The organism is Pantoea stewartii subsp. stewartii (genome assembly GCF_008801695.1).
In the GTDB taxonomy this organism is placed as follows: Bacteria; Pseudomonadota; Gammaproteobacteria; order Enterobacterales; family Enterobacteriaceae; genus Pantoea; species Pantoea stewartii.
The window spans coordinates 1-13099 of record NZ_VZPF01000102.1 but is presented as its reverse complement, the minus strand read 5'-3'; the positions used below and the strand labels follow the sequence as shown (position 1 = coordinate 13099).

At 52.0% G+C, this 13099-nt stretch carries 8 protein-coding genes and 4 pseudogenes; 8 read left to right on the top strand and 4 right to left on the bottom strand.

Features of this window, described 5'->3' with window-relative positions:
• Both F7Q90_RS22335 and F7Q90_RS22330 read right to left on the bottom strand, forming a co-directional pair.
• Nucleotides 1-174 (bottom strand): annotated as a pseudogene (locus tag F7Q90_RS22335) (IS630 family transposase); the annotation flags it as partial.
• A 99-nt stretch (nt 175-273) separates the two neighbouring features.
• Nucleotides 274-477, bottom strand: a pseudogene (locus F7Q90_RS22330) (IS3 family transposase); the annotation flags it as partial.
• Between F7Q90_RS22330 and F7Q90_RS27985 the strand changes: the two are divergent.
• Nucleotides 472-552: pseudogene (locus F7Q90_RS27985) on the top strand (hypothetical protein); the annotation flags it as partial. The pseudogenes F7Q90_RS22330 and F7Q90_RS27985 overlap by 6 nt on opposite strands.
• A 559-nt stretch (nt 553-1111) precedes the next feature.
• Complete coding sequence (locus tag F7Q90_RS22325; RefSeq protein ID WP_249042830.1) at nt 1112-4669, top strand: inverse autotransporter beta domain-containing protein; 3558 nt, start codon at nt 1112-1114, stop codon at nt 4667-4669.
• A 1209-nt stretch (nt 4670-5878) separates the two neighbouring features.
• Here F7Q90_RS22325 and F7Q90_RS27735 read toward each other — a convergent pair.
• Nucleotides 5879-6499, bottom strand: a pseudogene (locus F7Q90_RS27735) (recombinase family protein); the annotation flags it as partial.
• A gap of 453 nt (nt 6500-6952) precedes the next feature.
• On the opposite strand from F7Q90_RS27735, the gene F7Q90_RS28165 reads away from it, so the two are divergent.
• Genes F7Q90_RS28165 through F7Q90_RS22300 form a run of 4 tightly spaced genes read left to right on the top strand, consistent with a single transcriptional unit; the run spans nt 6953 to nt 10488 of the window.
• Complete coding sequence (locus tag F7Q90_RS28165; RefSeq protein WP_434547730.1) at nt 6953-7621, top strand: integrase catalytic domain-containing protein; 669 nt, start codon at nt 6953-6955, stop codon at nt 7619-7621.
• Nucleotides 7618-8364: a Mu transposase C-terminal domain-containing protein gene (locus F7Q90_RS28160; RefSeq protein WP_434547731.1), complete on the top strand. Its 747-nt coding sequence runs from the start codon at nt 7618-7620 to the stop codon at nt 8362-8364. The genes F7Q90_RS28165 and F7Q90_RS28160 overlap by 4 nt, the downstream gene beginning before the upstream one ends.
• A 2-nt stretch (nt 8365-8366) precedes the next feature.
• Nucleotides 8367-9275, top strand: a complete 909-nt coding sequence (locus F7Q90_RS22305) for a TniB family NTP-binding protein (protein ID WP_006120390.1) — start codon at nt 8367-8369, stop codon at nt 9273-9275.
• Between the two features lie 13 nt (nt 9276-9288).
• Nucleotides 9289-10488 carry a TniQ family protein gene (locus tag F7Q90_RS22300; RefSeq protein WP_071988773.1) on the top strand — a complete coding sequence of 400 codons (1200 nt, stop codon included), beginning with the start codon at nt 9289-9291 and terminating at the stop codon, nt 10486-10488.
• A gap of 241 nt (nt 10489-10729) precedes the next feature.
• Here F7Q90_RS22300 and F7Q90_RS22295 read toward each other — a convergent pair whose 3' ends face one another.
• Nucleotides 10730-11677, bottom strand: a complete 948-nt coding sequence (locus tag F7Q90_RS22295) for a DMT family transporter (protein WP_006120388.1) — start codon at nt 11675-11677, stop codon at nt 10730-10732.
• A gap of 118 nt (nt 11678-11795) precedes the next feature.
• Here F7Q90_RS22295 and F7Q90_RS22290 point away from each other — a divergent pair, with 118 nt between their 5' ends.
• Together F7Q90_RS22290 and F7Q90_RS22285 are read left to right on the top strand one after the other, a co-directional pair.
• Nucleotides 11796-12257: an Lrp/AsnC family transcriptional regulator gene (locus F7Q90_RS22290; RefSeq protein WP_006120387.1), complete on the top strand. Its 462-nt coding sequence runs from the start codon at nt 11796-11798 to the stop codon at nt 12255-12257.
• Nucleotides 12258-12315: 58 nt separating this feature from the next.
• Nucleotides 12316-12930 (top strand): recombinase family protein, encoded by a 615-nt coding sequence (locus tag F7Q90_RS22285; RefSeq protein ID WP_006120386.1) that lies wholly within the window; start codon nt 12316-12318, stop codon nt 12928-12930.
• Nucleotides 12931-13099: the final 169 nt, after the last annotated feature.

Below are 13099 nucleotides of genomic sequence, written 5' to 3'. Positions count from 1 at the left end.
ACCAATCGATGAGCGGGCACAGCAGAGTGTTCTGGCAACATGACTGACGGTGTCACCACGATGCAGCATCAGCATGGCGGTGAGCCGCCGGGCGTGGTTTTTGTCCTTTGTTTTATGGATAGTTTTCTGCATCAGGCGTCGTTCGGTTCTGGGTATTGGTGCTATGATCGACATTGCTCAGTCCGGCTGGTGATTTGGGATATTCAGCGATTGATCAGATCGCATAAACCGGACTGAGTTCCCTCTAAGGGATCTACTATTCCGAGCAGTTATTTAGACACTTCCGAGCCGTTGATAATACTGTTTTTCATATTCTGTCGGTGACATCTGATTGCTCGAACCATGCCGACGCTTACTGTTATAAAACATTTCGATGTAATCAAAAATATCGCTGCGGGCTTCTTCCCGCGTTTCGTAGATCTTTTTCTTTATCCATTCGCGTTTCAGCAACTGGAAAAAGCTTTCTGCAACCGCATGTATGGTATTTCAGTCACGCCGGTCTATCGCGCCCTTCGCCTGGTCCTCAGACCACGCACAGCTCACCGCTGCGAGCTGACGGCATAAAGCTACTCAACCGGGGATAATTTTGGCGAGCAGAAAAATCTGGGGTTCCGGCGTAGAACCCCAATCTGCTCCATCCATCATCGACGGTGAAGAGCAGTTTAGCGGGGCGGGGAATATTACAGCCACAAAATATCCCCTGATTATTAGTTTTATGTTAAACGTTAAGTAAATCAATGGAGTAAAACAAATGCACCAATTTTGTTAAAAATATTTATTCATGGCGAGTAATTACCTATTTCTGTTCTTCTTGACTTCCTGTAGTAATGTATATTACTTACTGAATAGTAAGGTTTTTTCTATTTCTTTGTAAGCATAAGCGATCGGCAAAAACGATCAATACACCCCAATTGATCATTTTTTATTATTGATTTTGGTTTATTGATCGTTTTTGTCGATCTTCCACCTACCGCTATAATCCCGTTGTTTTTCTGAATTAATCATCTCCCGTTTCTGACGGGTATTTGCCGTGGCCGGTCTGTTGCTGTGCCCGCACGGCTGCGGAGATTAATTTGGGTTAATTTATTGTCTGCTTCTGGAGTACTGATAAATGAAACACTCACACCCATCACTTCCGCCCGTGGATACCGCTTTCTCACCCGGCCTGCGCCGTCTGGCCTGGCTCAACATCGCCGTACAGGCAGCCTTTCCCCTGGCGGTGGCCTTCACCCCGGTGATGGCCGGAGCCGGCGAACAGCATTTCCTGCAGCAGCCCGCGCCGCTGTCCGCACAGCGCACGCAGGTCTACACCCTGGGGGCCGGTGAGACCGCCGCCTCCGTTGCAAAAAAATTCCACCTGACCCTCGGCCAGCTGCGTGAAATTAATGAATTCCGCACCTTCGCACACGGCCTGAACGGCCTGCGGCCCGGGGATGAGGTGGACGTGCCGCTGATGACGGCAAAAGATAAAAAAACAGCGTCAGGCACATCCACGCCCCCCCCCTCCTCTGACGACTCATCTGCTTCTGCACAGGCGAGCGATGAGCAGGCGCAGAAGGTGGCTGGCTACGCCTCACGGGCCGGAAGCTTCCTGGCTGGCAGCGCAAAAAGTGACGCGGCCGCCTCCATGGCCCGGGGTATGGCCACCGGAAAGGCCGGCGGGGCCCTTCAGCAGTGGCTGGGCCACTTCGGTACTGCCCGCGTGCAGCTGGACGCGGACAAAAACTTTTCCCTGAAGAACTCGCAGTTCGACCTGCTGATGCCGCTGTATGACCAGGGCGATAACCTGGTATTCACGCAGGGCAGCCTGCACCGGACCGACAGCCGGACCCAGGCCAATCTGGGAACCGGTATCCGGCATTTTTATGATGCATGGATGTTCGGTGCCAACACTTTTATTGACTACGACCTGTCCCGGGACCATGCCCGGGCCGGTGTCGGTCTTGAATACTGGCGTGACTTCGTGAAGCTGGGTTTCAATGGTTATGTGCACCTGACGGGCTGGAAGGACTCCCCGGACCTGGCTGACTATCAGGAGCGTCCGGCCAACGGGTGGGATATCCGGGGTCAGGCCTGGGTGCCTTCACTGCCTCAGTTAGGCGGTAAACTGACGTACGAGCAGTACTACGGGAGTGAAGTGGCTCTCTTCGGGGTGGACAACCGCCAGAAGAACCCGCACGCCATCACGGCCGGGATTAACTATACCCCGGTACCGCTGATTACCCTGGGCGCAGAGCAGCGTCAGGGGCAGTCGGGGAAAAGCGACTCCCGGCTGACGGTGGACATGAATTACCAGTTAGGTGTGCCGTGGCGTGCTCAGGTGGACCCGGCGGCTGTGGCGGCCATGCGCAGCCTTACCGGCAGCCGGTATGACCTGGTGGAGCGTAATAACAACATTGTTCTGGAGTACCGCAAGAAAGAGCTTATCCGCCTGAAGACGGCAGACCTTGTTACAGGCTACGCTGGGGAGCAGAAATCCCTGGATGTATCAGTCACCAGTAAATACGGCCTTGAGCGTATCGACTGGGATGCTGCGGCCCTGAGCGCAGCCGGGGGTAAAATCGTACAGAGCGGAAGTGATTATGCGGTGGTGCTTCCGGCGTACCAGGCCACGACGCAGGCGGTGAATACCTACACTGTCAGCGGCGTGGCGGTGGACACGAAAGGTAACCGCTCTGAGCGGAGTGACACCCAGGTGACGGTGCAGGCCCCTGAGGTTAATAAACAACACAGCACATTCACGCCGGCGAGCAGCGCATTGCCGGCGGACGGGAAGAGCACGCAGGTGCTGACCCTGACGCTGCGTGATGAGAATAACCAGGCGGTGGATATGGATGTGAAGGATATCAGCCTGAAAAACAGCACGCTGAAAAGCGCCGCGGTATCCGCCCTGACCAGAAAATCAGCGGGCGTGTACACCGTCACGGTGACGGCGGGCACGGACAATGAGACGGTGACCCTGACACCGTCGGTCAGCGGCGTCACGCTCTCCCCGGCCCGGGTGACCATCAGCAGCACCACGCCGGTACAGGCACAGTCATCTATCAGCACCGACAAAACCAGCTATGTGTCCGGCGCGGACATGACGGTGAAAGTCACGCTGAAAGACGCGGCCGGCGATGCGGTCACCGGTGCCACGGCATCACTGACGACGGACGCGGTGAAGGTGGCGAACGCGACCCTGAAAGCCGGCAGCAGCTGGAAGGACAACGGAGACGGGACCTACACCGGGACCTACACCGCCGGTGCGGCAGGTGACAGTCTGAAGGCCACCGTGCAGCTGACTGACTGGAGCAGCAAGGCAGAGTCGGAGGCGTATGCCATTACTGCCGGTGCCCCGGTACAGGCACAGTCATCTATCAGCACCGACAAAACCAGCTATGTGTCCGGCGCGGACATGACGGTGAAAGTCACGCTGAAAGACGCGGCCGGCGATGCGGTCACCGGTGCCACGGCATCACTGACGACGGACGCGGTGAAGGTGGCGAACGCGACCCTGAAAGCCGGCAGCAGCTGGAAGGACAACGGAGACGGGACCTACACCGGGACCTACACCGCCGGTGCGGCAGGTGACAGTCTGAAGGCCACCGTGCAGCTGACTGACTGGAGCAGCAAGGCAGAGTCGGAGGCGTATGCCATTACTGCCGGTGCCCCGGTACAGGCACAGTCATCTATCAGCACCGACAAAACCAGCTATGTGTCCGGCGCGGACATGACGGTGAAAGTCACGCTGAAAGACGCGGCCGGCGATGCGGTCACCGGTGCCACGGCATCACTGACGACGGACGCGGTGAAGGTGGCGAACGCGACCCTGAAAGCCGGCAGCAGCTGGAAGGACAACGGAGACGGGACCTACACCGGGACCTACACCGCCGGTGCGGCAGGTGACAGTCTGAAGGCCACCGTGCAGCTGACTGACTGGAGCAGCAAGGCAGAGTCGGAGGCGTATGCCATTACGGCAGGTACGTTGACCCTGTCTTTAAGTGAGGGCAAGGTAAAGGTGGGAGATAATATTACTTTAACAGTCAATTATGTTCCTAATTCTTCTTTATCATTTAGCATTGACTCTGTAACTGATCGCCAGGGAAAAGCAAGAACAGACAGCGGAGACTTACTGTTTGATGGGAAAAAAATTGATGAATTTAAGGGGAGTACGGATGAAAATGGCAAATTGGCTGTCACACTCACAGATCCTGATGGAATAGGCGTTCAGACAACGATAAAAGTATCCGTTGATGGCATCCAGAAAGAAACCAGTGTTATATACACTGTTATTACCAGTCCGGATACCGATAAAGCCAATATGTGGGGTCATATGCCTGACACTATAACAACAGATGGTGTAACATTTGTTCGCCCTGATCTGGTAAGTGAACAACCAGGTAATGCGGTTAAGAAATCAGAGGCTAATGAAATATGGAGTACTTATTATTTCGATGGAGCTACTGCACATTGCACTTTACCCACCAAGGAGAACTTATTGGCTTTGTACAATAACCTCGGAGACGTGAATGCAGTATACGGATGGCCTAAAAAGGTAATTTATCGCTCTTCGACCCAGGTCCCGGGTGCGGATGGTTTTCACACCAACGTAGACATCAGCACTGGGCGCGTTAATGACTTGGGCGGGGATGCGGTATCTTCCTTATATGTTACATGTGTTAAGTAATAAATAAATTTGTACTGGCTCAGATCCGAACTGACAGTTACTGGTTATTGATATAGGTGTCTGTCAGATTGTAGTAGAGCACAGCCAGTTATCTGACTGTGCTCTACTAAGAACGGAATGTGCGATTTTCACCGCACTCCGCTCAAGAGTTTTCTACTCAAGGAAGAGCTCCCAGCCATCATCGTGCTGGAACAGGAGCTTTGCAGGTCGCGGTATGAACATGAAAGACAGTATAAAATACGGCGATGAGGGTGGAAAGGACTTCGGCTGCACAGCAGACGAGCTCACGCCGCAGGCGTGCTACCGTTCAAAATGTGCAGGGCACAAATTAGCCCCAACATCTGGTGCCGGGCGTTACTTGTAGCGGCTCGCAATCGAAACTTTACCGACTCGCAATAATCCCGTTTTTCGGCTCGGATTAAGTGCAAATGAAAAATGCTTCCGGCTCACATTAAGTGATAATCGGCTCGCAATCAGCCAGACGGACTCGCAATCCATTTTGGCTGGCTCACAATAACTGCAAATGAGAAAAACGCCTCAATTGGCTCTAGATGTCGAATGCTACTCGTCTCGTAAATCTGGTTTAAACCCTTATGAGGCGGCATTAGTGTCTCATCGCTCTGTCCGTTTTGGGTAGACCCGAACTGGACGGCCAACATGGGTAAAAGGGCAAATTTTCATTTTCACTTAGCGTGAGTCCAGAAATTTTGATTGCGAGCCAGCGGCGATAAATGCGAGTCCATTTGCAGTTATTGTGAGTCCACGCCCGATTTCAGTTGCAGTTATTGTGAGCCAAAATTTGCGCTGATTGCGAGTCCGACTGTTTTCGATTGCGAGCTGCTACAGTTACTCTGAATCGCACTGCCAGCAACCGGCACAATCATCCCATCCCTAGTGAGTTTGGTCATTGGTCAGCAGACAGTCAATGACCATACAGTTACGATCATCAGCTATCATATTAATTTCACTGAATAAATAATCTACCTGTTCTTTCAACTGCTCGTTGTTTTTAGCAGTCAGAGGTATTCGGTATTCATTCCCCCCTAAAATTTGACCGTCGAATTCAGCTTCGATGAACCAGTCAATCAACTCTCTGGTTTTTTTCTTCCCACGGGTAAATTTACTGCCATTTTCAATCGACACAAACAAGGTCATAGAACGTGGGGTAGGGGCGGCCACAGGAGTTTCTACCAGGGTTTTAGCCTGAATCTGGCTGGCGGCATATTTGATGGCACTGCTGATGGTGCTTCGGCTGCAACCTATCGTTTTCTGAACCTGAGTCCAGGAGCTACCGCTCAACAATAACCGGTTAATGGCATCGTAACGTGGCTTATTGACCTGCCGCCCACGGTATTTTCCTGCCGCCTTCGCTTTGGTTATGCCCTGTTGCTGACGTTCCCGCCGTTGCTCGTAATCGCGCCGTGCAATGGCGGCCAGCATATCGAGCAACATATCATTGATGGCCGCAAACATTTGGCTATCAAATTCATTGGCTCTGGGGGAAAGGTGCTGCCAGGTAGTTGGAACATTAACGGCCACAACCCACACGCCACGCTGGCGGATGATCGCTTTAAGTTTCTCCCACTCATCCCCTTTTAAGCGTGAAAGACGATCGACGTCCTCAATAAGCAATACATCACCAGGGCGGCTGTCATTGAGCAAACGGAAAAGTTCGGGCCGCTCCAGGCGTGCGCCTGATTCATTCTCAGCATAATAGTTACAGATGATGACATTATGCTCATGAGCAAAGCGATCAAGCATATCGCGGGCACGTTGAGCATCCTGCTCACTGGTTGAAGCCCGAAGGTAGGCACGAACAAACATGGACATGGTACTGTTAGAGTCCTTTAGTGATACCGGTCTGGTTAGGGTTTGTCATTTTAAGAAGACGACTGCACCATCTGACTGACTATAAGGCCAAGTGTGCAGGCGACTCCTGACAGGAAAATATCGGAAGTCATCTTCACCACTCTCGGTTATGCTCAATACTCGTGTGCACCAAAGCGAGGTTTGGACATGGCGTCAGAAACATCGCAAATTATTGAGCGGGGAGTGGCCACCCTTCCCGACGAAACATGGGAGCAAGCCCGCCAAAGGACGGAGATTATCGGTCCACTGGCTGCGCTTGAAGTCGTTGGACACAGGGCCGCTGACGCGGCAGCCCTTGCGCTGGGGATTTCCCGACGGCAGGTATATGTCTTGATCCGACGCGCGCGGGAAGGTTCTGGTCTCGTGACTGACCTTGCCCCGGACCGTTCCGGGGGTGGTAGAGGTAAGGGACGATTGTCGGAGCCTGTCGAGCGCATCATTCGCGAACTACTGCAAAAGCAATTCCTGACCAGACAGAAGCGCAGTCTGGCAGCATTCCACCGCGAGGTCGTGCACGAATGCAAAGTACAAAATTTGCCTGTACCGGCACGTAACACCATTGCTCTCCGAATCGCCCGTATTGATGCGGAGAAAACCATTCGTAGTCGGGAAGGTCCGGATGGCGCTCGTGACCTGCAGGGAGTGGGTGGCGTACCTCCTACTATAACGGCCCCCCTGGAGCAGGTACAGATAGACCACACCGTCGTTGACCTGATCGTTGTGGATGAGCGGGACCGCCAGCCGATCGGACGGCCGTACCTGACCATCGCTATAGACGTATTCACGCGCTGCGTATCCGGTATGGTGGTCACACTGGAAGCCCCGTCCGCCGTTTCAGTTGGTCTGTGTCTTGCGCATGTCGTCTGCGACAAACGCCCCTGGCTGGAAATACTGAGGGTGGAGATGGACTGGCCGATGAGCGGCAAACCCCGACTGCTTTATCTGGATAACGCGACCGAGTTCAAAAGCGAGGCTTTGCGCCGGGGCTGTGAACAGCATGGGATCCGGCTGGATTATCGCCCGCCCGGACAGCCACACTACGGGGTATTGTTGAACGGATTATCGGTACGGCGATGCAGATGATCCACGATGACCTGCCAGGAACGACCTTTTCTAATCCTGGTCAGCGTGGGGACTACAATTCTGAAAACATGGCAGCCCTTACGTTGCGCGATCTGGAGCGATGGCTCACTCTGGCCGTCGGTACTTACCACGGTTCTGTACACAACGGTCTGCTCCAGCCCCCGGGTGCCCGATGGGCTGAAGCTGTCGCCCACGATGGTGCTCCAGCTGTCGTTACCAGCGCTACGGCCTTCCTCGTTGATTTTCTTCCCATCGTACGACGTACACTCACCCGCACCGGTTTCGTCATCGACCATATTCACTACTATTCCGATGCACTTAAACCATGGATTTCACATCGGCACCACTTGTCCGCGTTCCTGATCCGACGTGATCCCCGTGACATCAGCCGTATCTGGGTTCTGGAGCCGGAGGGACAACACTATCTGGAAATCCCCTATCGAACCCTGTCTCATCCGGCTGTCACCCTCTGGGAGCAACGGCAGGCTCTGGCGAAACTACGACAACAAGGGCGGCGGCAGGTAGACGAAACGGCTCTGTTTCGCATGATCCTGCAGATGCGTGAGATAGTGACCACTGCACAAAAGGCAACACGTAAAGCACGACGGGAGGCTGATCGTCGCCTGCATCTCAGGTCGTCAGCGCCACCGGATAAGTTGCTTCCGCCGGTAACGGACAGTACCGACCCGATGGTGGAAAGTATCTCCCCTGTCAAACCGTTCGACCAGATTGAGGAGTGGTAGCTGTGGACGAATATTCCACTACTGACCTGTGCCACCTGTTGCCGGTGGCACAAAAGCTGGCCAGACTTCCGGCAGACGAGCACATACAACGCATCCGTGCTGACCGCTGGATTGGTTATCCACGAGCAGTCAACGCGTTGAACCGACTGGAAACCTTGTATGCGTGGCCTGGAAAACAGCGAATGCCCAACCTGTTACTGGTCGGACCGACCAACAACGGGAAGTCGATGATCATTGAGAAATTCAGACGTACTCACCCAGCCAGTTCTGATGCTGATCAGGAGTACATTCCCGTACTGGTTGTACAGATGCCATCAGAACCGTTGGTGCTCCGTTTCTATGTTGCACTGCTTGCCGCAATGGGAGCACCTTTACGTCCGCGCCCACGACTGCCAGAAATAGAGCAACAGGCGCTGACATTACTGCGTAAGATCGGAGTGCGAGTTCTGGTGATTGATGAGCTGCACAATATTCTGGCCGGTAACAGTGTGAACCGACGGGAGTTTCTCAATCTTTTGCGTTTTCTCGGTAACGAACTTCGCATACCACTGGTTGGTGTCGGCACGCGTGATGCCTACCTGGCTATCCGTTCAGACGACCAGCTGGAAAACAGGTTCGAGCCTGTTGTACTGCCGTTATGGGAGGCCAGTGAGGATTGCTGTTCGTTGCTGGCCAGTTTTGCTACTTCGCTTCCCTTGCGGCGGCCATCACCGATTGCCACACAGGATATGGCCCGTTACCTGCTGGCCCGTAGTGAGGGTACTATAGGTGAACTTTCACACTTACTGATGGCGGCGGCTGTTGCCGCCGTGGAGAGCGGAGAGGAAGCGATCAATCAACGTACGCTTAGTATGACGGACTACTCCGGTCCCGGCGAGCGGCGGAGGCAATTTGAGCGGGAGCTGATATGAGGCCGGCCTAACACTGGCATTACATCCGGCACCGGCAGAAGGAGAAGCTCTGTCCTCATGGCTTCATCGCATCGCTGGTTGTTATCGCATGGAGGTCCGTGATTTGCTGGAACATGACCTTGGGCACGACCAGGTGGTCGATCTGGATGAGGCACCACCACTGTCGTTATTAAGGGCTATTTCGCAACGTAGTGGTATCGGGCTGGATCGACTCCGCAGCATGAGTTTCGCTGGCTGGGTACCGTGGCTTCTGGATGGTCTTGCCCCCGATCTCCCTGATGCTCTGGCTACCTATGTATTTCAGTTCTCAGTATTATTACCGAAGCACCACCACCGGATAATAACCATTACGAACTGGCGAGCCTGGCAACCCATCCTGCCGATTTATCGGGCGTGTCCGCTCTGCCTGAAAGACCCGGCCAGACAAATTACACTACTTGTCTGGAAGGTGCCGTTGATGCTGAGTTGCCCACTGCATGGCTGTTGGCTGGAATCATATAAAGTTAAACAAGGACGATTTTTTAGCTGGGAGAATACATATATAGCTCCACGCAAGACAAGTGACCCGATAGCGGCAATGGATCGGCGCACCTGGCAGGCGCTTACTACAGGCTATGTCGAATTACCCAGACGACGTATTCACGCTGGTATCTGGTTTCGCTTATTGCGTGGACTTCTTGATGAATTGAACACTCCACTTGCGCAGTGTGGCTCTTATGCTTGGTCTGTCCGCTATGTATGGGAACGTTGCGGCTACCCGCTGCGGGCGGGACAGGGACTGTGGCGTCCTTATGAAATTCTGTCTCCGGCTGTACAACTACAAATGCTGGAGGCGGCGGCTACCGCCATTAATCTGCTCGAATCAGATGTGCTGCACTCACACGGGGATCAGGCGAACTTATTTATGCCAGAACCACAAACTGGCTTCACAACCGGTATTTCGGTGGTTCATAAAAATATTGAGCCTGCTGACCACTGGAAAGAGGCTATTGAGGCAATCAATGAAGCAGTTGTCGATGCCCGTCACAACCCTGAAACAGCCCGTTCACTGTTTGCTCTGGCTTCCTATGGACAGCGTGATCCGGAATCTCTGGCGCGTGTACGAGCTATGTTTGCTGAAAATGGCATTCCCCCGGAATTTTTGTCACATTATGTTCCTGATGGACCCTTTACGAGCATCAGATTAAATGACGGATTAAGTGACTGGTTTTAATATTCAAAGTGTTCTGGAGCACACTGTCACATAATCGACCGTATATGTGACAGGTGCGAATAATTAATTTGTTAAATACGATTATCAAAATTGTGGGGCGCAGACAATGCAGCTACAGGGTGGTGGATTGCTTACCGCCGGGGCCAATGCAAAACTTCTTTAAGAAGACTATGTGCAGTGACCTGCATTTCATTTTTCCTGGCTACATTAACTGAAAACTAAAAATCTTTTCTTTAAGTTCTCAGTAGGTCTCGGTATTCTCAGAAATACCATTATTCGTTGGTGGTAAGCTATCCAGATGTCTGTTGGTTACAGGCACTCTCCGCGAGAAAAGAGTAAGAAATATCCCGGTAACTAACGGAATTATAAACAGCATTGATTGAGTTGAAATTGCATATCCATATATATAGCTCTCCAGGCTTACCGCAATGAGAGGAAAAATAAGGAAAACAAGTGAAGCCTGAAAGGCACTGGCCTTTTGCTGAAGTGCAAAGTAGCACAATATTCCAAAAACTCCGGCAAAAGCCCCGAGATACAGGGTAGCCAGTATTGAGTGCGCAGAGAAGGCTGATAACTGTGGCTTTTCGAAGAACCATCCTGCCGCAGAAAGTATCAATCCTGCCAGAAAACACGGTAGCGCGTTAAACGTTATAACAGAGACTGTACAGCTTCTTTTCTTGCATTGGGTATATATTATTGCATGGATGATTACGGCTGAAACAAGCGCAAGGATCCCCTGCCAGTGGCTCTCCGTACTTGTTTTCGTTTCTTCGAGAAGAATGCCCGCCAGTGCAACTATTGCGACAGTTAATCCCGCAATCTGCATTGAGTTCGTTTTTTCATTCAAAAAGATCACAGAAGCTATCAAAACAGCCACAGGCATATTCGCAAATATAATGGAGGCAAGTCCGGAGCTGACATAGGTTTCACCATAAATCATTAATGAAAAAGGAATGGCGAAATAAAAAATACAGATTCCAAACTGAAATAATCGTTGTCCGGGTGGAAATAAAAGTGGTGTTTTTCTTAACCATGCAATGCTCATTAAGAATGGTGCCGCGAACATAAATCTCATTCCGGTTGCAAACACCGGAGGGATAGTTTCAGCGGCTATCCGCATAGCCAGCCATGTGGTTCCCCAGGTCATTGCAACCAGCAGGAATAATATCAATATTGTCACTCTGCGCATAAGAGATGTTCCCGGTAAAAGAAATTAATTTAACTTTTTAGCGGGAGAAAAATATTGTTTTCTTTACTGTTTTTTCATACTTTTAGAGAAAATATTTCTCTTTCAGAAGGGTGAGATTATGCTGGACAAAAAAGATAAAGAGCTACTCAGGCTGTTACAGCGCGACTGTACCCTGTGTTTGCAGGATCTGGCTGCGGCTGTCGATTTAACGCCGAATCCTTGCTGGAAGCGCATAAAACGACTTGAAGATGAGGGGATCATCACTGGTCGGGTCGCCCTGTTGAGCAAGGATAAGCTTAACCTGTCGCTTACAGCCTTTGTGATGATAAAAACACAAAACCACAGCCATGACTGGTACCAACATTTCGTTGCGCAGGTCAATAGCATGCCAGAAGTAATGACTTTTTACCGTACCACGGGAGAATATGATTATCTTCTTCATGTAGCGGTTTCAGATATGAAGGGTTACGATGATTTTTACAAAAAAATGGTCAGAACAGTAAGTGGATTGAGTGATGTAACATCCAGCTTTTCCATGGAGGAAATAAAATATACAACGCAGCTTCCATTACTAGGTTAACGGTTTCGTTATTAATTGTCAGCCTCCATAAAACGACAGTATATGTGGTGAGTATGAAATGTTAATTGGTTATATGCGCGTTTCAAAAATTGATGGTTCGCAGACAACGGATCTCCAGCGTGATGGATTGCTTGCCGCCGGGGTCAGTCCAGCGCACCTTTATGAAGACTATGCTTCCGGCAAAATTGAAGATCGCCCAGGCCTGATGAACTGCCTGAAAGCATTACGGGAAGGCGACACGCTGGTTGTCTGGAAGCTGGATCGTCTGGGACGTGATTTACATCACCTGATCAACATGGTGCACGATCTGACGGGGCGAGGGGTAGGACTCAAGGTTCTGACGGGTCACGGGGCTGCCATTGATACCACTACCGCTGCAGGCAAACTGGTTTTTGGTATTTTTGCGGCACTGGCTGAGTTTGAGCGGGAGCTGATATCGGAACGTACCCGGGCAGGGCTGGCTTCAGCAAGAGCGAGGGGAAGAAAAGGCGGCAGGCCTTTCAAGATGACGACGGCCAAATTACGCCTGGCGATGGCGGCAATGGGAAAACCAGAGACCCGGGTTGGTGATTTGTGCAAAGAGCTGGATATCACGCGGCAGACATTATACCGGCATATTTCACCAGCAGGGGAACTGCGGCCTGACGGAAAGAAACTGCTCAATCAGTCCTGAGTAATCGTCGTGGGTAGCCAGTGCTGTTACCAACGGTGAAACTGGGTCTTCCGCAACTTGGGTGGATCTATTTACGCCAAAGGGCTCATCACTCGCCGCCGCAGTAGCTCGAACCCAGCCCGGCCGTACATCTGCCGCTTCAGCATTTTCAGGCGATTTACATGCCCCT

Bases quoted from the DNA above. Each gene is read 5' to 3' on its own strand.
- F7Q90_RS28160 (WP_434547731.1), top strand. From the start codon at position 7,618: ATGATCCACGATGACCTGCCAGGAACGACCTTTTCTAATCCTGGTCAG.
- F7Q90_RS22285 (WP_006120386.1), top strand. From the start codon at position 12,316: ATGTTAATTGGTTATATGCGCGTTTCAAAAATTGATGGTTCGCAGACA.
- F7Q90_RS22325 (WP_249042830.1), top strand. From the start codon at position 1,112: ATGAAACACTCACACCCATCACTTCCGCCCGTGGATACCGCTTTCTCA.
- F7Q90_RS22290 (WP_006120387.1), top strand. From the start codon at position 11,796: ATGCTGGACAAAAAAGATAAAGAGCTACTCAGGCTGTTACAGCGCGAC.
- F7Q90_RS22295 (WP_006120388.1), bottom strand. From the start codon at position 11,677: ATGCGCAGAGTGACAATATTGATATTATTCCTGCTGGTTGCAATGACC.